General features: G+C 60.2%; 23 protein-coding genes and 1 pseudogene. 12 read left to right on the plus strand and 12 right to left on the minus strand.

Annotated elements, in window-relative coordinates; genetic code table 11:
• The first annotated feature begins 334 nt into the window (after positions 1–334).
• On the plus strand, positions 335–1,150 hold the full coding sequence (locus tag KVH01_RS26305; protein WP_217883446.1) for an META and DUF4377 domain-containing protein: 816 nt from the start codon (positions 335–337) through the stop codon (positions 1,148–1,150).
• Between the two features lie 144 nt (positions 1,151–1,294).
• On the opposite strand, the gene KVH01_RS26310 is transcribed toward KVH01_RS26305, so the two are convergent.
• On the minus strand, positions 1,295–1,828 hold the full coding sequence (locus tag KVH01_RS26310) for a hypothetical protein (RefSeq protein ID WP_217883448.1): 534 nt from the start codon (positions 1,826–1,828) through the stop codon (positions 1,295–1,297).
• Complete coding sequence (locus KVH01_RS26315) at positions 1,816–2,082, minus strand: helix-hairpin-helix domain-containing protein (protein WP_217883449.1); 267 nt, start codon at positions 2,080–2,082, stop codon at positions 1,816–1,818. Before KVH01_RS26315 ends, KVH01_RS26310 begins: the two co-directional genes overlap by 13 nt.
• Positions 2,083–2,312: 230 nt before the next feature.
• Between KVH01_RS26315 and KVH01_RS26320 the strand changes: the two genes are divergently transcribed.
• Entirely contained in the window at positions 2,313–2,480 is a 168-nt protein-coding gene (locus tag KVH01_RS26320) for a hypothetical protein (RefSeq protein ID WP_217883450.1), read from the plus strand.
• 62 nt (positions 2,481–2,542) lie between these two features.
• Here the strand turns inward: KVH01_RS26320 and KVH01_RS26325 are convergent, their stop codons facing one another.
• Positions 2,543–2,797 (minus strand): hypothetical protein, encoded by a 255-nt coding sequence (locus KVH01_RS26325; protein ID WP_043047685.1) that lies wholly within the window; start codon positions 2,795–2,797, stop codon positions 2,543–2,545.
• Positions 2,798–3,120: 323 nt separating this feature from the next.
• Between KVH01_RS26325 and KVH01_RS26330 the strand changes: the two genes are divergently transcribed.
• Both KVH01_RS26330 and KVH01_RS26335 read left to right on the plus strand, forming a co-directional pair.
• The gene (locus KVH01_RS26330) at positions 3,121–3,729 is read left to right on the plus strand and encodes a LysE family translocator (RefSeq protein ID WP_217883451.1); all 609 of its coding nucleotides are present in this window, start codon (positions 3,121–3,123) and stop codon (positions 3,727–3,729) included.
• Positions 3,730–4,092: 363 nt separating this feature from the next.
• Complete coding sequence (locus KVH01_RS26335; protein ID WP_217883472.1) at positions 4,093–5,076, plus strand: GlxA family transcriptional regulator; 984 nt, start codon at positions 4,093–4,095, stop codon at positions 5,074–5,076.
• A 39-nt stretch (positions 5,077–5,115) separates the two neighbouring features.
• Here the strand turns inward: KVH01_RS26335 and KVH01_RS26340 are convergent, their stop codons facing one another.
• The 5 genes from KVH01_RS26340 to KVH01_RS26360 all read right to left on the minus strand — a co-directional run bounded on the left by KVH01_RS26340 (position 5,116) and on the right by KVH01_RS26360 (position 11,616).
• On the minus strand, positions 5,116–6,363 hold the full coding sequence (locus tag KVH01_RS26340; RefSeq protein WP_217883452.1) for an NAD(P)/FAD-dependent oxidoreductase: 1,248 nt from the start codon (positions 6,361–6,363) through the stop codon (positions 5,116–5,118).
• A gap of 2 nt (positions 6,364–6,365) precedes the next feature.
• Positions 6,366–7,937, minus strand: coding sequence for an aldehyde dehydrogenase (NADP(+)) (locus KVH01_RS26345; RefSeq protein ID WP_217883453.1), 1,572 nt, complete (start codon positions 7,935–7,937; stop codon positions 6,366–6,368).
• Between the two features lie 132 nt (positions 7,938–8,069).
• Positions 8,070–9,017, minus strand: a complete 948-nt coding sequence (locus tag KVH01_RS26350; protein WP_124378063.1) for a dihydrodipicolinate synthase family protein — start codon at positions 9,015–9,017, stop codon at positions 8,070–8,072.
• 35 nt (positions 9,018–9,052) lie between these two features.
• Positions 9,053–9,979: a 4-hydroxyproline epimerase gene (locus KVH01_RS26355; protein WP_217883454.1), complete on the minus strand. Its 927-nt coding sequence runs from the start codon at positions 9,977–9,979 to the stop codon at positions 9,053–9,055.
• Between the two features lie 11 nt (positions 9,980–9,990).
• On the minus strand, positions 9,991–11,616 hold the full coding sequence (locus tag KVH01_RS26360; protein WP_043047679.1) for an APC family permease: 1,626 nt from the start codon (positions 11,614–11,616) through the stop codon (positions 9,991–9,993).
• A gap of 186 nt (positions 11,617–11,802) precedes the next feature.
• On the opposite strand from KVH01_RS26360, the gene KVH01_RS26365 reads away from it, so the two are divergent.
• A complete protein-coding gene (locus KVH01_RS26365) occupies positions 11,803–12,612 on the plus strand; it encodes an AraC family transcriptional regulator (protein ID WP_217883455.1) in 810 nt (269 codons plus the stop codon).
• 1,153 nt (positions 12,613–13,765) lie between these two features.
• On the plus strand, positions 13,766–15,829 hold the full coding sequence (gene treS / locus KVH01_RS26370; RefSeq protein ID WP_217883456.1) for a maltose alpha-D-glucosyltransferase: 2,064 nt from the start codon (positions 13,766–13,768) through the stop codon (positions 15,827–15,829).
• 87 nt (positions 15,830–15,916) lie between these two features.
• On the opposite strand, the gene KVH01_RS26375 is transcribed toward treS, so the two are convergent.
• Positions 15,917–16,345, minus strand: a complete 429-nt coding sequence (locus KVH01_RS26375) for a glycine zipper domain-containing protein (protein WP_043047676.1) — start codon at positions 16,343–16,345, stop codon at positions 15,917–15,919.
• 228 nt (positions 16,346–16,573) lie between these two features.
• Here KVH01_RS26375 and KVH01_RS26380 point away from each other — a divergent pair, with 228 nt between their 5' ends.
• Positions 16,574–17,032, plus strand: coding sequence for an Hsp20 family protein (locus KVH01_RS26380; protein ID WP_043047675.1), 459 nt, complete (start codon positions 16,574–16,576; stop codon positions 17,030–17,032).
• 49 nt (positions 17,033–17,081) lie between these two features.
• On the opposite strand, the gene KVH01_RS26385 is transcribed toward KVH01_RS26380, so the two are convergent.
• Entirely contained in the window at positions 17,082–17,978 is an 897-nt protein-coding gene (locus KVH01_RS26385) for a LysR family transcriptional regulator (RefSeq protein WP_043047674.1), read from the minus strand.
• 282 nt (positions 17,979–18,260) lie between these two features.
• On the opposite strand from KVH01_RS26385, the gene moaB reads away from it, so the two are divergent.
• Together moaB and KVH01_RS26395 are read left to right on the plus strand one after the other, a co-directional pair.
• The gene (gene moaB / locus KVH01_RS26390) at positions 18,261–18,800 is read left to right on the plus strand and encodes a molybdenum cofactor biosynthesis protein B (protein WP_217883457.1); all 540 of its coding nucleotides are present in this window, start codon (positions 18,261–18,263) and stop codon (positions 18,798–18,800) included.
• Positions 18,797–20,002: a molybdopterin molybdotransferase MoeA gene (locus tag KVH01_RS26395; RefSeq protein WP_217883458.1), complete on the plus strand. Its 1,206-nt coding sequence runs from the start codon at positions 18,797–18,799 to the stop codon at positions 20,000–20,002. Before moaB ends, KVH01_RS26395 begins: the two co-directional genes overlap by 4 nt.
• Before the next feature lie 351 nt (positions 20,003–20,353).
• On the opposite strand, the pseudogene KVH01_RS26400 reads toward KVH01_RS26395, so the two are convergent.
• Together KVH01_RS26400 and moaA are read right to left on the minus strand one after the other, a co-directional pair.
• Positions 20,354–20,571: pseudogene (locus KVH01_RS26400) on the minus strand (MoaD/ThiS family protein).
• A 46-nt stretch (positions 20,572–20,617) separates the two neighbouring features.
• The gene (moaA, locus tag KVH01_RS26405; RefSeq protein WP_217883459.1) at positions 20,618–21,616 is read right to left on the minus strand and encodes a GTP 3',8-cyclase MoaA; all 999 of its coding nucleotides are present in this window, start codon (positions 21,614–21,616) and stop codon (positions 20,618–20,620) included.
• 411 nt (positions 21,617–22,027) lie between these two features.
• Between moaA and KVH01_RS26410 the strand changes: the two genes are divergently transcribed.
• The 3 genes from KVH01_RS26410 (at position 22,028) to cydB (ending at position 26,938) form a co-directional block, all read left to right on the plus strand.
• Complete coding sequence (locus KVH01_RS26410) at positions 22,028–24,352, plus strand: FdhF/YdeP family oxidoreductase (protein WP_217883460.1); 2,325 nt, start codon at positions 22,028–22,030, stop codon at positions 24,350–24,352.
• Between the two features lie 132 nt (positions 24,353–24,484).
• On the plus strand, positions 24,485–25,906 hold the full coding sequence (locus KVH01_RS26415; protein ID WP_217883461.1) for a cytochrome ubiquinol oxidase subunit I: 1,422 nt from the start codon (positions 24,485–24,487) through the stop codon (positions 25,904–25,906).
• A 15-nt stretch (positions 25,907–25,921) separates the two neighbouring features.
• Positions 25,922–26,938, plus strand: coding sequence for a cytochrome d ubiquinol oxidase subunit II (cydB, locus tag KVH01_RS26420; RefSeq protein ID WP_217883462.1), 1,017 nt, complete (start codon positions 25,922–25,924; stop codon positions 26,936–26,938).
• Positions 26,939–26,977: the final 39 nt, after the last annotated feature.

Raw genomic sequence — 26,977 nt, forward strand, 5'->3', positions numbered from 1 at the left:
CGGATATTTTAAGACATGCCGCGAGTAATGGCGAATGTCCCAGAGAGTTCCAGGAGGCCACTGCTTATCAGGGGGGGGGGCGGAACTGTTTAGTCAACTATTTGTGAGAAGGAAAAATCAGCGGATTGCGAATCCGCCTACGCCGGTTCGATTTCGACCTCGGCCTCCACTCTTGGAAACCCCGACGATTAACGTCTACGGGGGTTTTTATTGGCTAGGATTTGATGGTCGCTTCCATTGATTGCTTGTAAGGTCTCAAAATGCCGATTTAGCCGCGCGTTCATCCTGCCGGCGCAGGATAACGCCCGTACTCATCAAAGCTGACAAGGTAACCATGAAACAGAACATTCTTCTTGTGGCCGTTTGTGCTGCACTGATCCAAGGCTGTACCGCCACCTCCAAAAGCCATGAAGAGTCACCTTCCATGCCCACTGCTACCTCGGCGGCGATAACCCAGCCTGCCTTATCCGCTTACTACTGGAACCTGGTCTCGGCGACTGATGCTTCGGGTAAACCTCTTGTTGCTTTAAACAAAGGCATCGAGCGCAAGTTGCGGGTTTCCTTCGGTGAAAAGAATCTGAACATCAGCGGTGGCTGCAATGGCCAGTTCGGCGGCTATCACTATCAGGGAGGGGTTTTAAAGGTACAGCCACTGGCCTCCACGCTTATGGCTTGTGACAAGAGCCTGATGGATCTCGACGCCCAGGTAGCTCGACTGTTCAAGGGTGACCTGCGCACCGTCATCACTGGCGATAACACGCAGCCAATGTTGCAACTGACTACCGTGGACGGCTCGGTGCTCAAACTGCAGGGCGAGCCTACTGAGCAGACGCGCTTCGGTAGCAAGGGCGAGGTCAAGTTCCTGGAGGTGGCGCCCAAGACTGTCAAATGCAGTCACCCGATGATTCCTGAGTATCAGTGCTTGCAAGTGCGCGAGCGCCGCTATGACGACGCTGGCCTGCAACTTCCGCCCCAGGACCCATGGCACCCGCTGTATCAGTCTATTGAAGGTTTTGAGCATCGTGATGGGGTGCGCGCGGTAGTGCGGGTCAAGCAATACGAATGGAAGAATCCGCCAGCAGATGCGCCTTCGACGGTCTACGTGTTGGATCTGGTAGTCGAGCAGGACGCTTCCGGGGCTGATAAGTAGGGAGAGCCAGGGCAGGTCGGTGTGCGCAAGTCGATTCCGACCACAGCCTGCACGCTTGGAAACCCCGTAGATGGATGTCTACGGGGTTTTATTGCCAGCGTTTATCGAGTGTCCCGCAATGCAGAAGGCTGTGTGCGTCGGGAGCTAACGCTTGAGCCCCATGCATGCGTCGTAGGCGTCTTTGCTTCTTTCGAGGTTATTCAATAGCTCTTGGCGACGAGCGCCTTTAGGGGAGTACACATCAAGGCCCGACATCGCCAGGCTGTTCTCCAGATGTGTAATCTCTTCCCTGTAGGGCGCGCAGCGCTTGTCTGCAGTCACCAGGGCTTTATAGGCTTGTGCTTCGGATTGGGAGTTGAGCGCGGCCTGGCTCGCAGAGGTCAGTTGCTTTTCAGTCTCATTGAACCGAACTTCTTTTTTGGCCAGATCTACTTCAGCCTTTCGCAGAGAGTCTGCCAATTGCTTGTTGTTCAAGCGAGCGGCGTCCAGCTCCTTGCGGGCCTGCGTCAATGAGTCGTTTAAATGTCTTACGTCGCTTCGCAGTTGGCCGCGGTCTTCTACAACCGTAAATGCGTAGATAGCCAACGTTATGAAAGCGGCAAACCATGTTCCGTCCTTGAGCAGGCCCCAGCGCGACGGCTTGACTGGATCGGGGTGGTCGTTTTTCAGTTGGCGCATATCAAATTCTCCTGTGTTGTCGCTTGAGCCTTCGCAAGCTCTACCGCAGCCGCTATAGCCGCACGGGCCTGAGGGCTGTTCTTCCAGCACGTAGACCTCAATGCGGCACAAGCTTGCGCCAGGATATCCGCCACTTGCGACTTTCCGAGTACCTCCATCGAGTCAATACCCATTTGCTCCAGCCGTGCGATCACGGTAGGGCCAACGCCTTTGAGCGCAAGCAGCGCGGTTCTTTCTTCCAATGAAAATGGCACTTGGAAATTCCTTTCTCCATGGGTGAACAATCTGAGCGGGCTACCATCAGCCAGCCGCTAGCACCATTTTGACACATTTTCGACGAGTGACATGTCTGGATCAAGGGTCTCAGCTCGGCCGGGGTTGCCACACAAGCAGTTGCCGACTACCCTGAAAATGTTTGAATTATTACAAACAATTTCGGTTTGGCTATTTTTCAGTCAAGCGACTTCAGGATGAGGAACGAAAAATGTTTTCACATGAAGGTACCGCATTAGAGCTATTGATCCTGGTTTTCGGTGTGACGGGCGTGCTTTTGATTGCCTGGTTTTTTCACCATCAATATGAGCTCAGGGCGCGCAAGCGTGTAAAAAAACAACATGCTCATCATAAGCAAGCCACGACTCAAAATCACTGATTGCCCGTAAACCTGCGCCAGTCATTGCGGCTGGCCTCAGGCCTATGATCCGAGGCGTGGCGTCATCCATTGGCTTCGGATCTACTGATCCTCTGTGCTTTGACTTCATTGGCGTAGGCTTCAAGCCTTTGCTGCTGAACAGTGAGTAATGCGCAGACCTTCCTTAAAGCAACCGCATCACTTGAATGTCCGCCAGCGGCCAATGCTGTCAGCTCCACCACGGACCAGCCGATAACAGCGCTGGCGTCTTCAAGGTCGTAGAACAATTCCTGTTGCGCAGTCCTGGGGCCGTCTAGGTCTTCTATCAAAGCGTTCACTCTGGTCTGTTTGGGTTAAAACGAATAAATGCGTAGGGCATGATATTCATCCTGGTGGTTAATGTTTTTAGCCTGGCGCGAATAACAGGCAAAGAAAAGCCCGCGATGGGGCGCGGGCTAAAAGGAGTTCATTAAGGAGCTGAAACCACGATAAATGCTGGTCTGTGAAAGGTTTGTGAAACCCATCGGTGATCTGCGTGAACACAAGTGAATGTAGACCTCCAAAAGTGTATGCCTCGATCTCTCTCCAGCTGTACCGGGCGATGGACGCCGCAACCCACTACCGTCGCTGACATACCATTGTCGCTTGGATACTGCGCCTCATGTTGATGTCTACCAGCTTGTTGTCAGCCTTTGTGCTTTTTGCCTTCGTGTCTTCCATCACCCCTGGCCCCAACAACACCATGTTGCTGGCGTCGGGGGTGAACTTTGGGTTTCGTCGCTCGATTCCTCACGCCTTGGGTGTCAGCATAGGGTTCATGTTGCTGGTGATTTGCGCGGGGTTGGGCCTGGGGGAAGTGTTCAAGCTGTTCCCGTGGGCGTACACGCTGCTGCGCTATGTTGGCGCCACCTATCTGCTGTACCTGGCGTGGAAGATTGCTACCGCTGGTGGGGTATCGGACAGTGATAACGAACAGCGCAAACCGATGACGTTCCTGGGTGCGGCGGCTTTCCAGTGGGTTAACCCCAAGGCCTGGATCATGGCGCTGGGTGCAATCACCACCTATACGCCGGCCGAGGGTTACGCCATTAATGTACTGGTGATCGCCGTGGTGTTTGCCGTGGTCAACCTGCCAAGCGTGTGTGTATGGGTCGGTTGCGGTAGCGGCCTGCGCAATGTGTTGCGCGAGCCGCGTTGGCTGCGGATGTTCAATTGGTCCATGGCTGGGTTGCTGGTGTTGTCGTTGTATCCGATGCTTTTTGTGGGCTGATTCGGGTTCAGACCGGCGAAATAGTCGCCAGCAAGCCAATGCCAATGGTCAATACCAAAAAGCCGAACAGGAAAATTGCCATTTTGGTCATAAGGCCTCCGAAGGGCGGGGAGCGACAGGGATGTCGGGATGGCGCCTATTGTCCGCCTGGGACGGCGTTCAATACAGGTGCAGATGACAGAGAAAAAACCGTATCAGATAGTGCCGAAGTAGCTGGGCTGCGGCTTTTGAAGCATCTTGGATTTATCAATATCAGGGACGCCGATTGAGACAGTGACGGCGTTTGCCCCTAAGATAGCGCCCATTGCATCAACAATAAGAGTGGGCCAACCCTCGATGGAAAGACGCCAGTTCAGCGGTGGCATGCAAGGCAAGAACCTGCGCTACCTCAATGACAAAACCCAGCAAGCAACGCCGGTCACCCGCGTCGGTTTCCTGCTGCTCGAACACTTCTCCCTGCCGGCCTTCACCCAGACCCTCGACACCCTCGTAACCGCCAACCTGCTGCGCCCCGAGCTGTTTGCCTCGCGCACCTTCGGCTGGGGCGAGGGAGAAGTGATCAGCGACCTCGGGCTGGTGATCCGCCCCGATGCGAATCTGGAGTTGTCGGCGCTGCAGGATCTGGACCTGCTGGTCATCTGCGGTGGTTTCCGTACCGAGCTCAAGGCCAGCGAACCATTCATTCAACTGTTGCGCAGCGCTGCGGAGGCGGGTATTTGCCTTGCCGGTTTGTGGAACGGTTCCTGGTTTCTCGGTCGCGCCGGGCTGTTGCAGGGCTACCGTTGCGCGATCCACCCTGAGCACCGCCCGGCGCTGGCGGAAGTGTCCAAGGGCGCCCAGGTCACCAGCGAGCCCTATGTGATCGACCGCGATCGCCTCACCGCATCGAGCCCCTCCGGCGCCTTCCACATGGCTCTGGACTGGATCAAGAGCCTGCATGGCAAGGCGCTGGTCGAGGGTATCGAAGACATCCTGGCGTTCGAAGAATCACGCTACCGCCGCATCAAGCCAACAGAGAACGTCTGCGTCAGCGCACCCCTGCGCGAAGTGGTGAAGCTGATGGACGCCAACCTTGAAGAACCGCTTGAACTCGATCAGCTCGCCGTCTACGCCGGCCGCTCCCGCCGCCAGTTGGAGCGCCTGTTCAAGGAGCAACTGGGCACTACGCCGCAGCGCTACTACATGGAGCTGCGCGTCACCGAAGCGCGCCGCCTGTTGCAGCACACCGAGTTGTCACAGGTGGATGTACTGGTGGCATGCGGTTTTGTTTCGCCAAGTCATTTCAGCAAGTGCTACAGCGCGTACTTCGGCTATCGCCCCTCCAAGGAGAAGCGATTGGTCAAGTAGCAGGACGGCGCCCGCCCTGGTGTTTCGGGGTCAGTTGTCTCAGAAACGGTCCAGTCGATAGGGCTGTAACTCAGGCACTGACTCTCCTGCCGCCAGTTGCCCGATCCTTTCAGCCGTCACCGCCGCCTGAGTCAGCCCCAGATGCTGATGACCAAACGCAAGCAGCACCTTGCCCTCGCACACCCGGTCAATGATCGGCAGCGAGTCGGGCAGGGACGGCCGAAAGCCCATCCACGGTGTGGCGTCACTTGCGTTCAGGTTGTGACGAAACAGGCCTTGGCTCAAGCGGTGCAACTGCCAGGCCCGTTGCATATTCGCCGGGCGGTCGAGGCCGGCGAATTCGACCGTTCCGGCCAGGCGCAAGCCGCCGGTCATGGGCGTCATGATGAACTTGCGTTCCAGCGAGGTGACGGCGAAGGGCAGGCGCTGGTGTTCGTGGGGCAGCATCAGGTGATAGCCGCGTTCGGTGTCCAGCGGTACCTGTTTGCCTGTCAGGGCCGCAGTGAGTTTGGCCGAGTGTGCGCCGCAGGCGATCAGCACTTGGCGCGCCGTCACTACGCCTTGATCGGTCATCAGTGAAACACCGCTGTCATCCAGGCGCCCATCCAGAACACGCTGCTGGAGAAATTGCACACCCTCGGCCTTGGCCGCATTCACCAGTTCGCCGACCAGGGTATAGGGGTCGAGAAAATGCCCGGTACTGGGGAAGAACAAACCACCTTGTATGGCGTCGCTCAATTGCGGCGCGACCGTACGCACCGCCTCGCCGCTCCAGAACTCCACGGCTACGCCTTGCTGGCGCATGCGTTGCTGCAGCGCATCCAGGGCGACGCGGGATTCGGCGCGCTCAAACACCAGCAACGAGCCGTCTTCGCGCAGCAGTTGCGCCTGCCCAATCGACCGCAGCAAACGCTGCCACGCACCCAGGCTGCCTTCGTTCAAGGCACGCAGGCCGGCCACGGTGCGCTGGTAGCTCGCTGGTCGCAGGTTCAGCAGCAGGCGGATAAACCAGGGCAGGGCATGGGGCAAGTAGGTCCAGTCCAGCCGTAGCGGGCCCGTGGGGTCCAGCAGCATGGCGGGTAAGCGCTTGAGGATCGACAGGTTGGCGATGGGGAACACTTGCTCCGTCGCCAGGTGACCGGCGTTGCCGTAGGAGGCGCCCATGCCCGGCGCCTGCGCGTCGATCACCTGCACCTGGCGGCCTTGGCGCGCCAGCTGCAAGGCACAGGCGACGCCGATGATGCCGGCGCCGACCACCACAATGTCTGCTTGATTGGGCTCGGCCATGGCTACGCTTCTCTCTGGCCGTCGAGCAGGCGTCGTAACCCTAGCGGGTTGTCGTGCCCGAGCGCAGCGGGCAGCAGGGCATCCGGGAAGTCCTGATAGCACACCGGGCGCAGGAACCTGTGGATCGCCGCCGTGCCCACCGAGGTGCTGCGTGCATCCGACGTCGCCGGGAACGGCCCGCCATGCACCATCGCATCGCAGACTTCCACGCCGGTCGGCCAGCCGTTGACCAACAGGCGCCCGGCCTTGCGTTCCAATACCGGCAGCAGTGCGCGGGCCTGGGGCAAATCCGGCTCATCCAAGTGCAAGGTCGCGGTGAGTTGACCTTCCAGGTGTTCGGATACCTGGCGCACTTGCTCCACATCGCGGCATTCCACCACCAGCGAGGCGGCGCCGAAGACCTCGGCTTGCAGATGTTCGTTGCTCAGGAATGCTTGGGCCTGGGTCACGAACAGGTGGGCCTGGCCTTGATTTGGCCCGGCGGCCGCCAGGCCCTTGGCGGCGACTTGGGCGTGCTGGGCTAATGCACTCACGCCGGTTTCGTAGGCGCTGAACATGCCCGGGGTGAGCATGGTCTGGGCCGGGCAACGTGCAAGCAGATCACTGGCGCCCTTGATAAAGCGGTCCAGGGCGCTACCTTTCACGGCGATTACCAAGCCGGGGTTGGTGCAGAACTGGCCGGCACCTTGGGTCAGTGACGCGACAAAGCCTTCGGCCAATGCTTCAGCCCGTGCTTCAAGCGCGGCAGCAAACAGGTAGACCGGATTGATCGAACTCATTTCCGCATATACCGGAATCGGCTCCCGGCGTGCCTGGGCGGCCTGGCACAGCGCGACACCGCCACTGCGCGAACCGGTAAAACCTGCGGCCTTGATGCGCGGGTCGGTCACCAGGGCGATACCCACCTCGTTACCCGCGCCATAGAGCAGTGAAAACACGCCTTCGGGCAAGCCACACTGTTTGACCGCCTGCGCAATGGCGCGGCCCACCAGCTCGCTGGTGCCAGGGTGGGCGCTGTGGGCCTTGACCACCACCGGGCAACCGGCAGCGAGTGCCGATGCGGTATCGCCGCCCGCCACGGAGAAGGCCAGGGGGAAGTTGCTGGCGCCAAACACTGCGACCGGGCCCAGGGCAATATGGCGCTGGCGCAAGTCGGCGCGGGGCAGCGGTTGGCGCTGGGGTTGCGCGCTATCGATCCGCACGTCGAGCCATTCACCCAGGCGCACGGTGCGGGCAAAGGCACGCAACTGCCCGCAGGTACGACCGCGTTCGCCTTGGATGCGTGCGCGGGGCAGGCCGGTTTCGGCGCTGGCGCGTTCGATCAATTCATCGCCCAGGGCTTCGATGTTATCGGCAATGGTTTCAAGAAACCCGGCGCGGTCTGCCAAGGTTGTTTCGCGGTAAGCATCGAAGGCGGCCCGCGCCAATGCGCAGGCCTGTTCGACCTGCTCGCCGTCGCCGCCGGTGTAGGCAGGCTCCAGTGGCGTGTCGGTGGCGGGGTTAATGGCGCGGATCGCATCGCGATGGCCGTAAAGGGATTGCTGACCGATCAGCATCTTGCCTGTCAGAGTCATGGGGCATCCAGGAAAATAGAGGGGTGTTGTAGGAGCGAGCTTGCTCGCGAACAAGGTGCATATAACGCGTTCATTCAGAATGAACGCGTTATCGCTGACGACCTTCGCGAGCAAGCTCGCTCCTACAGAAATTCAAGCGACGTTCTGTTCAGCCGACCAGTTGGCATACCACTGGCGGAACAGCGCGTACTGCTGCTCGGCATATCGACGCTGGGCCTCGCTGAGCACATCGGTTTGGTTGAAGTGCAGGGCGTATCCCTGGTCACCGTTGAGCACCATCAGGTGCTTGTAATACAGCACCAGGTCACAGCCTTCGTCGAACGATGACAGCACCGCCAGTGCGGCTTCCAGCTCGCGGGCCTGGCGACGGGCTTTGGCATCGCCCTTGGCAGCTTTTTTGCTCAGGGCCACCAGCTGCAGGACTTCCCGTGGCAGCGCGTTGCCGATGCCGGTGATCGCGCCGGTGGCGTTGCAGTTGACGAAACCGTGCACCACCTGGGTGTCGACACCGACCATCAAGGTTACGTCGTCGTCCTGGGAGGTGATGTTTTCTGCGGCGTAGCGCAGGTCGGCAGCGCCGCCGAACTCCTTGAAGCCGATCAGGTTCGGGTGCTCGCGACGCAGCTCGAAGAACAGGTCGGCGCGGGTGGCGAAGCCGTAGTAGGGGCTGTTGTAGATCACGGCCGGCAGGTTGGGCGCAGCGTTGAGGATCGCCGCAAAGTGAGCCTTTTGCGCGGTGACCGAAGCCCCACGGGACAGCACGCGGGGAATCACCATCAAGCCATGGGCGCCGACCTTGGCGGCATGGGCCGCGTGGGCCACCGCCTCGCGGCTGTTCACCGCGCCGGTACCGACGATGGTCGGCACGCCGGCCGCGACCAGGCGCGCCACGCCTTCCTGGCGCTGTGCCTCGGTGAGCAGCGGCCAGTCGCCCATGGAGCCGCAATACACCACTGCGCTCATGCCGATATCGATCAGCTCGCGGCCCTTGGCGACCAGCGCGTCGAAGTCCGGCTGGCGCTCGGCGGTGCAGGGGGTCATCAGGGCGGGCATGCAGCCGGTGAAGATGTTGTCGCTCATGGTGCTAACTCCATTCAGGTCAATAAAAAACAGGTTCAAATGCCCCAGGCAAACGGGTCCTGCTCGTCGATCAGCAAGGTGCTGTCGGCGGTCATGTAGGCGCGGCCGGTGATGAACGGGCGCACACGTTCGCCGTCCCATTCATAGCGGCCCTGGAACTGGCTGCCGGTGATGCTGGCTTGTACCCAGGTGTCTCCTGCAGCAAGTTTGCCGTCGGCGGCCAGGCAGGCGAGCTTGGCGCTGGTGCCGGTGCCGCAGGGTGAACGGTCGTAGGCTTTGCCGGGGCACATGACGAAGTTGCGGCTGTCGGCGTGGCCGTCGTCAGCGAACAGTTCGATATGGTCGATCAGCGCGCCATCGGCGCCGTGAATACCCTGGGCCTCAAGGGCCTTGAGCATCGCCCAGGTGTAGTCGGTCAAGGCTTCCACGTTGTCCATCTGCAACGCCTGGCCGTGGTCCGAGACCAGGAAGAACCAGTTGCCGCCCCAGGCAATGTCGCCCAGCACCGCGCCATGCCCAGGCACCTGCACAGCTACCTGCTGGCGGTAGCGGTAAGCCGGCACGTTGCGCAGGGTCACGTTGCCGTCCTCGTGCAGGGTGGCCGCCACCGGGCCCACCGGCGTGTCGATGGTGTGCACACCCGGGGCGATCAGCTCGAGGTAATGCAGTGAGGCCACCAGGCCGAGGGTGCCGTGACCGCACATGCCGAGGTAGCCGGCGTTGTTGAAGAAGATCACCCCGCAGGTGGCGCCCGGCGTGACGGGCGCGCAATACAGCGCGCCGACCAGTACGTCATTGCCCCGTGGCTCCAGCAGGCAGGCGCGGCGCCACTGGTCGTGGTGGGTGCGCAGGTGTTCCAGTTGCTCGGCGATGGAGGCGCCGAGCAACGCAGGGAACCCGCTCATTACCAGACGCGTAGGTTCGCCGCCGGTGTGCGAGTCGATCACGTGCAGCCGTTTCATAGAACGCTCCATCAGTGGGTAGTTGGGGACAGTGGGGCGCGGTAAGGCGCATCGCTGACGGCTTCGCTTTCGTCGTCTTCGTGTTCCAGGCGCACCAGGTGGGCCGGCACGCCGGTGGCGGCGCCCCAGTAGTAGATGCCTAGGGCACAGGCCGCCACGACCAGGGTGTCAAATGGGTGGCTGATCACGCCGATGCCGCCAAAGCTGCCGAGCTTGGAGAGCAGGATGGTCACGGCGTAGAAGCCGATCAGCCAGGCCGACGAGCGCACTTGTTGCTTGAGATTCAAGTGCGCGGTCGGCACCCAGCGTGCGCACAGCAGGTACACCACAAACATCAGGATTTGCAGGCCCAGCAGCCAGGACACCGTGCTCCAGCCCGACCAGTACACGATCAGCGCGGCGATGATGAACGACAGCGGGCCCAGCACCGCCATGCCCTTGACCCGGAACGGGCGCGCCATGTCCGGCGCATTGCGGCGCAGGGCGGCGACGGTCACCGGGGCCACGGCGTAACTGAGGATCAGCGCCGCGGACACCACGTTGATCAGCGCTTCCCAGGACGGGAACGGCAGGGTCCAGAATACCGACAGGCCGAAGGTCAGCCACAGCGCCGGGCGCGGGATGCCGGACTTTTCATCAATGCGCGTGAAGATCTTGAAGAAGGTCCCGGTCTGCGCCCAGCCGTACACCACGCGCGGGGTGGCGTTCATGTAGATATTGCCGCAGCCGCTGGGAGAGATGACCGCATCGGCCACCACCAGATAGGCCAGCCAGCCCACGCCCAGGGCCAAGGCGATATCGCGATAGGGCAGCGCCAGTTCCTTGCTGATCCCGGCCCAGCCATTAGCGAGCATTTCGGTGGGCACGCCGCCGAGAAACGCGGTTTGCAGCAGCACATAGATGGCGGTCGACAGCAGCACCGAGAGAATCAACGCGATGGGAATGGTACGCTGCGGGTTCTTGACTTCGCTGGCCACCGAAATGATCGGCGTCAGCCCCAGGTAGGCGAAGATCACGCCGCCAGCCGACACCGCCATCTCAATGCCAGAGAGGCCGAACGGTGCAAAACCATGCATCTGGAAGTTCGCCGGTTTGAAGAAGGTGAACAGCACACCGATCACCAGCAATGGCACGATGAACTTGAACACGCTCACCAGGTTATTGGCGATGGCAAAGGTCTTGACGCTGCGGTAGTTGAGGATAAAGAACAGGCATAGCAGCGCGAACTGCACCAGCCAGCCCAGGGTGGTCGGGTCGCTTGAACCGGCCTTGGTCAACTCCGGAAACCACGCTGCCGCGTATTGGCGCGAAGCAACCACTTCAATCGCCACCAGGCTGGAAAACGCGATCAGCGTGATAAAGCCCATCAGGTAGCCCAGCAGCGGGCCATGGGAGTACACCGGGTAGCGCACCACGCCACCGGCGCGGGGCAGGGCGGCGCCGAGTTCGCAGTAGACGATGCCCAACAGCAGTACGGCGAAACCACCCAGCAACCAGGAAAAAATCCCTGCCGGGCCGGCGATGGCCGACACATGGCTGGCGGCGAACAGCCAACCCGAACCGAAGATGGCACCCAACCCGATAAAGGTGAGGTCCATCAGTGATAGCTGTTTCTTGAACTTGCCTTGGCCTGACATAGCGGCGCCTTCTTGTGAGTTATTGGATAGGCATGCAGTGGCGCTATCGTGAACTCATCGACATGGCGGCGATTGATGTTTTGCGTGGGGATGGATGACGAATTCAGCACAGTTTGACGCGCTCGACAGCGCCTGGCGTATGGCGCAATCTGCTCGTTGTAAAAGTATAAAAAGGCAGTGATAGTCATGTTGCACAGCGCGTTTGCGAGCCTTTTCCAAGGCAGTCGACCCCACAGCATCGAACAGCTACTGAGCGGTGTAGAGCAGTTACTGCCGATGCTCGACGTGTTGCCCAATGCCGCGATTTTTATCAAGGACCTCGACGCCCGCTATGTGCTTGCCAACTGCACCCTGGTGCAGCGCTGCGGCCTGCGGCAGTTGCAACCGCTGCTGGGCAAGACCAGCGCCGAGGTGTTTCCCGCGCAGCTGGGGCCGGGCTATACCGAGCAAGATCGGCGTGTACTCGAGCAAGGGCTGGTGCTCGAAGACCAGCTTGAACTGCACCTCTATGGGACCCGCGAGCCCGGCTGGTGCCTCACGCATAAATGGCCGCTATACAACCATCTCGGCGCAATCATCGGCCTGGCCGGGATTTCGGTCGACCTGCAATCGGCCAGCGAAACCCACCCGGCCTATCAACGCCTGGCGGCAGTGGACGAACACATCCGCACCCACTTCAACCGCCGCGTGACCCTTGGTGAATTGACCCGTATCGCCGGGATATCCGTGGCGCAGCTGGAACGCTACTGCAAGCGCGTCTTCCACCTCACGCCGCGGCAAATGATCCAGAAAGTACGTCTGGAGCATGCCCGGCGGCTGTTGCATACCGACCTGCCGATTACCGAGGTGGCGCTGCAATGCGGATATACCGACCACAGCGCCTTTACCCGGCAGTTCAAGGCATTGACCGGGTTCACCCCCAGGCAGTATCGACAGGCAACACCAGAAGGGCGGACACACGAAAGTCCAATGTGGGAGGGGGCTTGCTCCCGATAGCGGTATGTCAGTCACCCATGAATCGACTGAAGCACCGCTATCGGGAGCAAGCCCCTCAAGCTACAAGTAAACTACTGATTTTAAAAAGTTAAAATTTAGTCCTGACGCCGGATATTTTGGAGGTGGTCCAAGTTGCTGCGCGACGGCGCCACGTCGACGATGTGACCGGGTTGTTGGGTTGTTGGGGCGAGTACATATCCGTTGCTTAGGTAACGGCCACTATAGGTTCCGCCCTTACGGCGGCTCACTTTGCAAAAGCGGCAAAGTAAGCAAAACGCTCTTGCCCCACCACTCGGCACCTCGCCCAGGCTCGGTGTGCCCTCTCTCCGGCTTGAAACCGTGGGCCGCCGTCATGGGCCATCCTTGGCCCAGGACGGCTAACCCGGCGTCCTGCCGGGTTACCCACGGCTTCAAGCCTGCGTTCGGCCAGCGTGGTTTAACGGGGCGCCTGAGATCAAGATCAAAAGCGACTCGCTGCGCATCGCAGATACGCTGGCGGCGCTTGTGCTTCTCTGTAGGAGCGAGCTTGCTCGCGAAAAACCTGAGAACGCCGCGTTCTGTCTGGTTTCCCGCGTCATCGTTAACGACCTTCGCGGGCAAGCCCGCTCCCACAGGGGTACGCGCACGCTTCAACGATCAGGTCGGCTATAAGGCCGCCTCGCTGTGTTTTTGATCTCAGGCGCCCCGTTAAACCACGCTGGCCGGAATTCGACAGGGATTTGGGGGGTAAACCGGCAGGGATGCCGGTTTAGCCGCCCCGCGCCATGAATGGCGCGTGGCGGCGGCCCACCAAATCCCTGTCGGATTACGGGCACACCGAGCCTGGGCGAGGTGCCGAGTGGTGGGGCAAGAGCGTTTGGGTTACTTTTGCGCTTTTCAAAAGTGAGCCGCCGTAAGGGCGGAACCTATAGTGGCCGTTACCTAAACAACGGATATGTACCCAGGCCGAAAACCAACATCCTGCTCGGCTGTCAGGCCGCCGCGGGAGCAAGCTCCCTAGTTTGCTGCGCGACAGCGTCACATCGAAGATGTGGTGGGGGCTCCCACATTTTTGGATTGCTGCCTGCCTTGGCTCCATTTCAATGCAACGAATGGCGCGCCCGCCCCTCCTATGCTTACGAGTAACCTTTTGACCACCACAGGTATCGAGCTTATGACCGCGGCGAACAACGACCATGTGAACTGGCTGGTGCAGCAATCCATGCTGCATGCGGCGCGACAGCGGGCCAAACTGTATTCCGGACAGGGTCGTTTGTGGCAGCAGCCGTACGCACATACACGTCCGCGTGATGCTTCAGCCTTGTCATCGGTGTGGTTCACCGCGTACCCAGCGTCGATCGTCACCCGCGAAGACGGCACGGTGCTTGAGGCGTTGGGGGATGAAAGCCTGTGGCATGCCCTGTCAAAAATTGGTATCCAGGGCATCCATAACGGCCCATTGAAGAAGTCCGGCGGCTTGTCCGGTACCGAACACACACCGACCATCGACGGCAATTTCGACCGCATCAGCTTCGATATCGACCCACAGCTGGGCACCGAGGCGCAGTTGCAGGCGTTGACGCGCATGGCCGCCGCGCACAATGCGGTGATCATCGACGACGTGATCCCGTCCCACACCGGCAAGGGCGCGGACTTTCGCCTGGCGGAGATGGCCTACGAGGACTACCCCGGGCTGTACCACATGGTGGAAATCCGCGAGGAAGACTGGCCGTTGCTGCCTGAGGTGGAGGAGGGGCGTGATGCGCAGAACCTCAGCCCGCTGCAGGTGGACGCGCTGCGTGACAAGCACTACATCGTCGGCCAACTGCAACGGGTGATTTTCTTCGAGCCTGGCGTAAAGGAAACCGACTGGAGCGCCACGCCCGTCGTGATCGGCGTAGACGGCAAGCCGCGCCGCTGGGTGTACCTGCATTACTTCAAGGAAGGCCAACCCTCGCTGAACTGGCTTGACCCTTCGTTCGCCGCGCAGCAGATGATTATCGGTGATGCGCTGCACGCCATCGATGTGATGGGTGCGAAGATCCTGCGCCTGGATGCCAACGGTTTTCTCGGTGTGGAGCGCAAGCTCGACGGCACGGCCTGGTCGGAAAGCCATCCACTGTCGATCACCGGCAACCAGTTGCTTGGTGGCGCGATCCGCAAAGCCGGCGGTTTCAGCTTCCAGGAACTCAACCTCACGGTGGACGATATTGCGTCCATGTCCCACGGCGGTGCCGACCTGTCCTATGACTTCATCACCCGGCCGGCCTATCAGCATGCGTTGCTGATGGGCGACACTGAATTCCTGCGACTGATGCTGCGCCAGATGCATAACCTTGGCATCGATCCGGGGTCACTGATCCATGCCTTGCAGAACCATGACGAACTGACCCTGGAACTGGTGCATTTCTGGACGCTGCATGCCCATGACACGTTCCTGTTCCAGGGCCAGACTTTCCCCGGCAACATCCTGCGTGAGCACATCCGCGAGCAGATGTACGAACGCCTGACCGGCGAGCATGCGCCGTATAACCTCAAGTTCGTCACCAACGGCGTGTCCTGCACTACCGCCAGCATCATCACTGCTGCCCTGGGTATTCGCGACCTGGAAGCGATCACCCCGGCCGATATCCAGCAGATTCGCCAGATCCATCTGCTGCTGGTGATGTACAACGCCATGCAGCCCGGCGTGTTTGCGCTGTCCGGCTGGGACCTGGTGGGTGCGCTGCCATTGGCAGCCGAGGAAGTCGCGCACTTGATGGCCGATGGCGATACCCGCTGGATCCATCGCGGCGCCTACGACCTGGTGGACCTCAACCCCGATGCCGAGCTGTCGGCCGGGCAGATGCCACGCTCGAAAAGCCTGTATGGCAGCCTGAACAGCCAGTTGGAAGACCCGGAGTCATTTGCCTCGCAACTGCAAAAAATCCTCGCCGTGCGCCGTGCTTACGACATCGCTGCCAGCCGCCAGATCCTGGTGCCCGACGTGGAAAACCCCGCATTGTTGATCATGGTCCACGAGTTGCCGGCCGGTAAGGGCACGCAGATCACCGCGCTGAACTTCGGCGCGACGTCGATCACCGAAACCTTGCACTTGCCCGATATCGCGGCGGGGATGGTGGTGGACATTATCAATGAACGGGTGGAAGGTGACCTGACGGCCGAGGGTGATTTCACTATCACGCTGGATGCCTATGAAGGCCTGGCGTTGCGGGTGGTGAGCAGTACGCCGATGTAACGCGGACCGGGGCGCTGACAAGCCGGGTGTAAAGGAATTCAGCGTCCTTGAGCCCGGCTTGTTTGCAATCAGAACAGCATCAGACCATCAATGATGCTTATTCTTGTGCTTATGCTTGTTGCCTTTGTGCTTCGCGCCGCCTGAACGATGATTGCTCTCGTCGTCGGCCAGGTTATTACCCAGCGCGCCACCGGCTGCACCACCGACGCCTGCGCCGATGGTCGAACCGGTGGTGCCGCCCAGGCGATTACCAATCACCGATCCGCCGGCAGAACCCAAACCGCCGCCAATCGCCGCTTCGGTTTTATTGCCCTTTTGCGCGCCAACCGCGCCACCGGCTGCGCCACCCACGCCTGCACCGATGGCCGCGCCGGTCGATCCGCCGAGCTGTTGGCCTACCACATTGCCCAATGCGCCGCCGACACCGCCGCCCAGCGCGGCAGTGCCATCTCCGGCGGCCAGGGCCCCTTGGGAAATCAGGATGCCCAACGCCAGGGCAGGGAATGTCATTTTCATTTTTTTGTACCTCAAGGGCTGTCTCAGGCGCTCACGGTTTAAAGCACGCCTGGCATTCAGATTAGAGCACATGCGGTATCCCTGCGGTCTTTGCGATAGTCATTGGCGCAAGAAAAAATTTCTTGCAGCCCTCTTGAATTCCGTTTCCGCGTCCATAAATTTTTGATCACGCGATGCCGAACGCGGGTCGCGTACTAAATCACTTGGAGAAACTCAGGAGATTTTATAATGGCTACTACCCTTTCGTTGGCCCCACTGTTCCGTCAATCGGTGGGCTTTGATCGCTTCAATGACCTGTTCGAGTCGGCGCTGCGTAGCGAGGCTCCGAATTCCTATCCGCCTCATAACGTGGAAAAGCACGGTGACGACGCGTATCGCATTGTCATCGCCGTCGCTGGCCTGACCGAGGAGGATCTGGATATTCAGGTCGAAAGGGGCGTCTTGACGGTTTCCGGCGGAAAACGCGAAACCGACGATAAGGTCGCTTACCTGCACCAGGGCATTGCCCAACGTGCCTTCCGGTTGTCGTTCCGCTTGGCGGACCACATCGAAGTACGTGGCGCAGCCCTGACCAACGGGTTGCTGAGCATCGACCTGCTGCGCGAGGTGCCTGAAGAGGCCAAGCCAAAACGCATCACGATTGGTGGCGAAACCAAGCCTGAACTGCGTCAGGTAAGTGTGCAGTAAAGCAAACGGCGGTAAGAAGGCGCTCTACGGAGCGCCTTTTTTGTGTGCGTCAGACCTCGGTCTTGACCGCGAACAATTTCCTGGCCTCGGCAAAACACTTCTCGGCAATGGCCGAGCGTGGTTCGGTCTTGCGCATCACCATGCCCAGGGGCGCGAGGACGCTGGCGTCCGGCAGGTTGATGAACGCCAGATTCTCGATCGGGCTCTCCAGGCCGCTGTCCAGGGGCATGATCGCGCAACAGAAGCCTTCGTGGATGGCCTGGAACAGTTGGTACGTCGAATCGCTTTCGAGGATCGGCTGCGGATCGAGGCCGCGGCTGCGGAAGCTCAGGTCGATGGACTTGCGGTAGTGCATGCCATTACTGATCATCCCCAGAGGCAATTCGGCAGCGTCTTCCCAGCTCATTTCCGTGCCGTCAAAATGAAAATGACGAGTGTCGTACAGCAGGCCGACACGGGTTTCGCCCAGTTCGAAAAAATCCAGGTAGTTGGCGTTTACATGGTCCAGGTAGCACACACCCAGGTCCAGCTGGTTGGTGCCCAGGGCTTCGATGATTTTGTCCGAGCTCATGGAGGTCAGGCTGAACTTGAGCTCCGGGAAGGTGTGGGACAAACCCTGGATGTAGCTGATCGGGTTGAATCCGCTAAGCGGCACCAGGCCCAGGCGCAGGTTACCGACCAATTGACCACGGCACGCGGCGGCCTCGGCGAACAAGCCATCGTGGGCGGCAAGCAGGGTCCGGGCCCAGGCCAGCACGCGCTCACCGGCCTGGGTGAAGCCTTCGAAGCGCTGGCCGCGGGTGACCAGCTCCAGGCCCAGCTCATCTTCCAGGTTGCGCAGGCGCATCGACAGGGTCGGCTGGGTGATATGGCAGCGTGCGGCAGCCTGGCCGAAGTGTCGGGTCTGCTCCAGCGCGATAAGGAATTTAAGTTGCTTTATGTCCATAAGGCACCTGCCTGGGATAAGTGAAAAGCCGTAAAGGCACGAGGCGCTGGAACCCCGCGTAACCCGGCGAATGAATGAACAGAAGATCTCATTGTAACGGCAGGCACGTCCAATCACCTGTATTGACGATGCGATTGATGCACTCGATAACTGTCCAGGGCCGGCAGTAAAAGCGGTAATAGAAACGCTCGATAACCCGGTCAGCCGTAACGATTAGACAGCCATCGTTTCAGCGCTTTAGCCTGCGGCCATTGTCTTGATAATCGCCTGCCGGAGAATCACATGAGCATAACGTCGGATGCATTGTTTGTACCCTTGAATATTGCCGTATTGACGGTCAGCGATACCCGCGAATATGCCAATGATACCTCCGGGCAATTGCTGGTCAGCCGCCTGTTGGAAGCCGGGCACAGCCTGGTGGAGCGCAACCTGCTCAAGGATGACCTGTACAAAATCCGCGCCCAGGTGGCGACCTGGATCGCCGATGAGCGTGTGCAGGTGATATTGATCACCGGCGGTACCGGCTTTACCGGCCGCGACAGCACTCCCGAGGCAGTGGGATGTTTGCTGGACAAGCATATTGACGGTTTCGGTGAGCTGTTTCGTGCGATCTCGATTCTTGATATTGGTACTTCCACTGTGCAGAGCCGCGCCTTGGCCGGCCTGGCCAACGGCACGCTGGTGTGCTGCCTGCCGGGCTCGACCGGTGCTTGCCGCACTGCGTGGGAAGGTATTCTTGCCGAGCAGCTCGATGCGCGCCACCGCCCATGTAACTTCGTGCCGCACCTCAAGCCGGTGGCTCTGTGCGGCACGCGAGGATGAGCCGCGCAGGGCTGATGTCGGTGGAGGAGGCCATTGCTGCGTTGTTGGCCATGGCCCAGGAACACCGCCTGCAAGACAGCGAGTCGGTGTTGCTCAGCGACGCCCGGCAACGGGTGCTGGCCAATGACCTGGTGGCGACCCTGGACCTGCCGCCCTGGCCCAACAGTGCCATGGACGGCTACGCCCTGAACCTCACGGGTTGGCAGGGCCAGCCATTGCCGGTGTCGCAACAGGTCTTCGCCGGTCAAGCGCCCCCAGCACTGTTGCCCGGCACCTGCGCGCGCATCTTCACTGGCGCACCGGTGCCGGACGGTGCCAATTGCGTTGAGATGCAGGAAAACGCCGAGGTGCTGGACGATGCGCGCGTGCGCTTCACCCAGCCGTTGCGCGAGGGCCAGAATATCCGCGCCCAAGGCCAGGAAAACCGTGCCGGTGAGGTATTACTGCAGGCCGGCAAGCGACTCGGCCCTTTCGATTTGGCCGTTGCAGCGGCCCAGGGCTGCACCCATGTGTCGGTGGTACGCCGGCCACGGGTGGCGCTGCTGTCCACCGGCGATGAACTGGCCGAGCCGGGCACGCCGCTCAAGCCTGGCTGCATCTACAACAGCAATCGCACCTTGCTTAGCCATTGGCTGGGCGCACTGGGTTGTGAGGTCATCGACGGCGGTATTCTCCCCGACCAGTCGCAACTGACTCGGCTCAAGCTGGAGCAGTTGCAACAGGCGGCCGACCTGATCCTGACCACTGGCGGCGTGTCGGCCGGCGATGCCGATTACCTCGGCCAGGTACTGCGTGAATGCGGCAAGCCGTTGTTCTGGAAACTTGCGATCAAACCGGGCAAACCCCTGACCGTCGGTTCATTTGGCCGTGTGCCAGTGATCGGCCTGCCCGGTAACCCGGCCTCGGCACTGGTGACCTTCGGGCTGCTGGCGCGGGCATATCTGTTGCGCATCCAGGGCGTCGATGATGTCACGCCGATGAGCTTTGAGGTGAGTGTGGGGTTTGAGTGGCCGAAAGCCGGCAGTCGCCGCGAATACCTGCGCGCCAGGATCGAGGCGGGCAGGGCGGTGCTGTATCCGAACCAGAGTTCCGGGGTGATGCTGGGTGCTTCGTGGGCGGATGGGTTGGTTGAAATTTGTGAGGGCAGCACGTTGCAGATGGGTGATATGACGCGGTTTATACCGTTCTCTGAGTTGTTCTGATTCGGGCAGCGCCGAGCCTTGGCGAGGTACCGAGTGGGCGGGTAAGAGTAATCAGTTTTGATCCAACAGGCTGTAGCTATCTGGCTGATGCCCCGCGCTCCAAATGTGAGAGGGGCGGTGCGACGATTCGACATGCTCCCGATTGGGCCTGTCGGTGTACATATCCATTCCTGCGACAACGGCCACCTTGAGCGGCCGTTACCTGAATACCGGATAGTTACTTGGCCTGATCCAGCATTCCGGTCGCCTGTCTGGCCGCCATCGGGAGCAAGCCCCCTCCCACAGGTCCAGCGGCACACCCAAGTCGTGTAGAAGGTCGAACAACTCGTTCCGCGCCTGAACCGGCATGGGTCAGCCTCCGGTCACTTGGGGAAAGGATGCAATTTCGTCGAAGTCTTCGATCACCGCTTCCGGTGTACAAATTTTCTGGTTCAGCGCACACATCAGGCTGGTTTCACCCAGCACCTGCTGCCAGGTCTCACCGCGGGTGCATAGCAATTGCCTGACGTCTGCAATGGTGCGCAGAGGCTCATCCAGTACAGCTGTTCACCGCCAATGCCCTCGTGCATGGGGCACTTCGGGGCAGCTCGATACAAAAAAGGGAAAGCCGGTCGATTAGCCGCCGGTCATGTTCATGAAACGCACCACCTGCACGTCATCGTTGAGCTCGAAGTTGTGTCGGTACGGCTTGATCTTCATCGACTCAAGGATGGCGTTTTCCAACCGTTGCGGCTCACCCGGGTAACGGCGCAGCACCTCCTTGAGGTCGACCGAATGCTCGTTGCCCAGGCACAGCAGCAAGCGGCCTTCTACGGTCAGCCGCACGCGGTTGCAGGTGCCGCAGAAGTTGTGGCTGTGGGGGGAAATAAAGCCCAGGCGGATATGCGGCGCTTCGGCCAGGCGCCAGTAGCGTGAAGGGCCCTGGGTCGATTCGGCGGAGTCGATCAGGGTGTAACGTTCGGCGATGCGCTCGCGCACTTGTGCGCTGGAGTAGAACGCCTCGGCGCGGCTGTGTTCGCTGATCACGCCCAGGGGCATTTCCTCGATAAAGCTGATATCCACGCCGCGTTCGATGGCGAACGCTACCAGGTCGTTGATCTCGTGATCGTTGCGGCCTTTCATTACCACGCAATTGAGTTTGGTGTGTTGAAAACCCGCAGCATTCGCGGCGTCGATACCGGCGATGACCTTGGCCAGATCGCCGGTGCGCGTCAGTTCGCGAAAGCGCTGGGGGTCGAGGCTGTCGAGGCTGATATTCAGGCGCTTGAGGCCGGCATCGAACAACGGCGCGGCGAGCTTGCCCAGCTGCGAGCCGTTAGTGGTCATGCACAGCTCGCGCAGTCCGGGAAGGGCGGCGATGCGCTGGCACAGGTCAACCACACCGGGGCGAATCAGCGGCTCGCCGCCGGTCAGGCGGATTTTGCGCGTGCCCAGGGTGACGAAGCTTTCGGCCAGTTGATACAGCTCCTCCAGCGTGAGGATGCGCTGGCGCGGCAGGAACTGCATGTCTTCGGCCATGCAATACACACAACGGAAATCGCAGCGGTCGGTTACCGACATTCTGAGGTAGTCGACCCGGCGAGAAAAACTATCCATCAGGATCTTATCGGTCATTGAAACCTCCGGCAGCGACTCAATAGGAGCGTAGCCATGGCGTTGTTTTTGAGGGCTCGATAGAGATGAGAGCCTTGTTTGATTCAAGGCTAAAATTATTTTAAAAGGGCGTCTAATCACTATTAACAACCGACTGATCGATGGGATCTATAGCGATTTTATTTTGGCTTTTTAAGTTCCTATCACTATGAAAAATAACCACTTTAAAGGTGATAGATGTTGTCGATGGCGTGGTCATTATTTGTGATTAGACAGATGTTTTTGCAGGGCCTAGCCTGAATATGTAAACCGATTTCGAGACCGTGGAAAGATCGGTGCAAACACTGTTTGCGTTCTGCAATGCCTGAAAATAACCATCAATAAAGGCTTTAAGTTAGGCGCTGCCTATGCGTGAAGTCCTGGAGAAGCATCATGAGCGAAGTTGAGCGTTATAAACCCTACAAGGGGGCGGCCGCCGGTTGGGGCGCGCTGATCGCGGTGACGAAAAACTGGCTGGGCAGTGAAAACGCGCTCAAGAACATCCGCGCGATGCTCAAGACCAACCAGAACGGCGGTTTCGACTGCCCCGGTTGCGCCTGGGGCGAGTCGCCGGAAAGCGGTATGGTCAAGTTCTGCGAGAACGGCGCCAAGGCGGTCAACTGGGAAGCCACCGGGCGCCTGGTCAACCCGGCGTTCTTCAACAAATACACGGTGTCGTCGCTGGCAGCGCAAAGTGACTATTGGCTCGAATACCAGGGCCGCCTGACACACCCGATGCGCTATGACGACTCCCTTGACCGTTATGTCGAAATTTCTTGGGACGATGCCTTTGCCCTGATCGCCAAGCACCTCAACGAGCTGGAATCGCCGGACCAGGCCGAGTTCTATACCTCGGGCCGCGCCAGTAACGAAGCGGCTTATCTGTACCAACTGTTCGTTCGCGCCTACGGCACCAATAATTTTCCCGATTGTTCGAACATGTGCCACGAAGCCAGCGGCCTGGGCATGGACGACAGTGTCGGCGTGGGCAAAGGCACAGTGACCTTCGATGACCTGGAAGAGGCCGACGCGATTTTCGTCATTGGCCAGAACCCCGGCACCAACCACCCACGTATGCTCGAACCGCTGCGCGAGGCGGTAAAGCGCGGTGCCCAGGTAATTTGCTTCAACCCGCTCAAGGAACGTGGGCTGGAGCGTTTCCAACACCCGCAGCATCCCCTGGAGATGCTCACCAATGGTTCCGAACCTACCTCGTCGGCGTACTTTCGCCCGGCCTTGGGCGGCGACATGGCAGCTTTTCGCGGCATCGCCAAGTTCCTGCTCAAATGGGAACGTGAAGCCCTGGAGAACGATGGCGAGGCAGTCTTCGACCGCGATTTCATCGCCCGGCACACCTCGGGCCTGGAGCGCTATCTGGCGCAAGTGGACGCGACTTCCTGGGAGCATATCGTCGAGCAATCGGGCCTGAGCCTTGAGGATATCGAGCTGGCCGCACGCATGTATCGACGTGCCAAGCGGGTGATCATGTGCTGGGCGATGGGCGTGACCCAGCACACGCATTCGGTGCTGACCGTGCAGGAGATCATCAACGTGCAACTGTTGCGCGGCAACATCGGCCGGCCAGGGGCGGGGCTGTCGCCCGTACGCGGTCATAGCAACGTGCAAGGCGACCGCACCATGGGCATCAACGAACTGGCGCCGCCGGAGTTGATCAACGCATTGGAAGCACGCTTTGACTTCAAGGTGCCGCGCCGCCATGGTCACAACACGGTCATGGCGATTGCGGCCATGGAAGAAGGGCGCGCCAAGGTCTTCATCGGTCTGGGCGGCAATTTTGCCCAAGCCACGCCGGACACCCCGCGCACCCACGCGGCACTGCGCAAGTGCGACCTCACCGTGCACATCGCTACCAAGCTCAACCGCAGCCATTTGGTGACGGGTCGCGAAGCCTTGATCCTGCCGTGCCTGGGCCGCACCGATATCGACATCCAGGCAGAAGGCCCGCAAGGCGTGACCGTTGAAGACACCTTCAGCATGGTGCACATCTCCCACGGCCAGCTGAAACCCAAGTCGCCGCTGATGCGTTCGGAACCGGCAATCATCGCCGGGATCGCCAATGCGACCCTGGGCAAGCACCCGATTGACTGGCTGTGGACCGTGGCGGACTACGGCCGCATCCGCGACCTGATTGCCGACACCATTCCCGGCTTCAAGGACTTCAACACCAAACTGCTGCACCCGGGCGGTTTCCACCTGGGCAACGACGCAGCGCGACGCATCTGGAAAACCGACACCGGCAAAGCCCAGTTTGTCTCCAGCGTGTTGCCGGCGCACCTGGTCAGCGAAGGCGTGCGCAACCTGGACGTCAAGCCGGAGCTGATCCTGCAGACCATGCGTTCCCACGATCAGTACAACACCACCCTGTACGGCCTCGATGACCGTTATCGCGGCGTCTATGGCATGCGCGATGTGGTGTTCGTCAATGAACAGGACATCCGCAAGCTGGGCTACGAGCCAGGGCAGAAAGTCGACATGATCTCGCTGTGGGGCGATGGCAGGGAGCGTCGGGTCAGCGGCTTCACCTTGATCGCCTATGACATTCCCGCCGGGCAGGCCGCCGCCTATTACCCGGAGACCAACCCATTGGTGCCTCTGGAAAGCTATGGCGACCGCACCTTTACCCCGACGTCGAAGTTCATCGCCATCCGGCTTGAACCCGCGCCGGCCAGCAATCTGATCCAGTCCCACGGCGCTTGAGCCGTACCGGGGCGGCCAGTACGGCGCCCTGGGTTTCCCTGATCACTGCACATCCGTTTGCCTCAGGCCACCAGGCCTGAGGCACGCCGGGCTGGGTGCGCGTGCGCATCAAGTTTCCATAAGGGTATTGCCATGTTAAATCTCCAGGCGCTGGACCTTGCGCGAATTCAATTCGCCTTCACGGTCTCGTTTCACATTATTTTCCCCGCCATCACCATCGGCCTGGCCAGTTTCCTGGCGGTGCTCGAAGGCTTGTGGCTGAAAACCAACAATGCGGTCTACAAGGACCTGTATCACTTCTGGGCGAAAATCTTCGCCGTCAACTTTGGCATGGGCGTGGTCTCGGGCCTGGTCATGGCCTACGAGTTCGGCACCAACTGGAGCCGCTTCTCGGACTTTGCCGGCAGCATCACCGGGCCGTTGCTCACCTATGAGGTGCTGACGGCGTTCTTCCTGGAAGCGGGCTTCCTCGGGGTCATGCTGTTTGGCTGGAACCGGGTAGGGCGGGGCCTGCACTTCTTTTCCACGGTGATGGTCGCCATCGGTACGTTGATCTCGACGTTCTGGATCCTGGCGTCCAACAGCTGGATGCAAACGCCTCAAGGCTTCTCCATCGTCGATGGCCGGGTGATGCCGCTGGACTGGTTCGCTATCGTGTTCAACCCGTCATTCCCGTTCCGCCTGGCGCACATGGCGATTGCCGCGTTCGTTGCCACTGCGTTCTTTGTCGGCTCATCGGCGGCCTGGCACCTGCTGCGTAACAACGACACGCCGGCGGTGCGCAAAATGCTCTCGATGGCCATGTGGATGGCGCTGATCGTGGCGCCGATCCAGGCAATCGTGGGTGATGCCCATGGCCTTAATACTCTGGAGTATCAGCCGGCGAAAATTGCCGCCATTGAGGGGCACTGGGAAAACGTCGGCGATGGCGCGACGCCGCTGGTGTTGTTTGGCATCCCGGACATGCAGGCCGAGAAGACCCGCTTTGCAATTGAAGTGCCGTACCTGGGGAGCTTGATCCTCACCCACAGCCTGGACAAACAGATCCCGGCGCTCAAGAGCTTCCCCAAGGAAGACCGGCCGAACTCGACCATTATCTTTTTCAGCTTCCGCATCATGGCCGGACTGGGCATGTTGATGATCCTTACTGGCTTGCTGGGCTTCGCCTTGCGGCGTAACGGCGCGTTGTATCGCAATCGCTTGTTCCTGCGCCTGGTGTTGTTCATGGGGCCGACCGGGCTGATCGCCATGCTGGCCGGCTGGATCACCACCGAAGTAGGGCGCCAGCCGTGGGTGGTCTACGGGCTGATGCGCACCGCCGACGCGGCGTCCAATCACAGCGTGACGCAACTGAGCATCTCCCTGGGGTTGTTTGTGCTCATCTACTTCTCGGTATTCGCCGTGGGTATCGGCTACATGATGAAGTTGGTGCGCAAGGGCCCGCAGCCCCATCACGACCATCCGCCACAGGGCGGCCCCGGTCAGGAACGCACACCGCGCCGTCCTCTGTCCGCTGTCACCGAGACGCTCGCGTCCGGCGACCACACCAACTGATCAAGGGGATTGCACATGGGCATTCAAGGTATAGACCTGTCGTTGATCTGGGGCGTGATCATTGCCTTCGGGGTGATGATGTACGTGATCATGGATGGTTTCGATTTGGGCTTGGGCATCCTGTTTCCGCTGATCCCGGACGAGCAGGAACGCGACGTGATGATGAACACCGTGGCCCCGGTGTGGGACGGTAACGAAACGTGGTTGGTGCTGGGCGGCGCGGCGTTGTATGGGGCGTTTCCGCTGGCGTACTCAGTGATCCTGGAAGCGTTGTACCTGCCGTTGATTTTCATGCTGGCCGGGCTGATCTTTCGGGGCGTGGCGTTTGAATTCCGCTTCAAGGCCAGCCCGCAGAAGCGGCATATCTGGGACATGGCGTTTATCGGCGGCTCGTTCCTGGCGACTTTCTGTCAGGGCGTGGTGATCGGCACCTACATCGCCGGCATTCCTGTGGTAAATCGCCAGTTTGCAGGGGGCAACCTTGATTGGCTGTCGCCGTTCCCGCTGTTCTGCGGGGTTGGGTTGGTGGTGGCCTACGCGTTGCTGGGCAGTACCTGGTTGCTGGTCAAGACCGAAGGCATGCTCGAATCGCGCATGCGCCTGTTCAGCCGTTACCTGGCCTTCGCGCTGATGGCGGTGGTGACGGTGTTGTGTGTGTGGACGCCGTGGCTGCACCCGGAAATCGCCCTGCGCTGGTTTGCCCAGGCGCACATTGTGGTATTCGGTGCCCTGATGCTGCTGGGCGTACTGGCACTGGTGGGGCTGTTGAAGACTTTGCGCCAACACCACTCGCACTGGCCGTTCGTGTTCACCCTGGTCCTGGTATTTCTGGGGTATATCGGCCTGGCGTTCAGTATCTGGCCGAACATTGTGCCGCCATCCATCAGCTTATGGGACGCTGCATCGCCGCCGTCTAGCCAGTTGTTCATCCTGATTGGCACGCTGTTCATCCTGCCGATCATCCTGATGTATACGTGCTGGAGCTACTACGTATTCCGCGGCAAAGTGAGGATTGGCGATGGCTACCATTAAGGTAAGGTACTGGAGGATTCGTGCATTTTAGTCACATCT

The sequence above is a fragment of the Pseudomonas khavaziana genome (assembly GCF_019145205.1).
Lineage (GTDB): Bacteria > Pseudomonadota > Gammaproteobacteria > Pseudomonadales > Pseudomonadaceae > Aquipseudomonas > Aquipseudomonas khavaziana.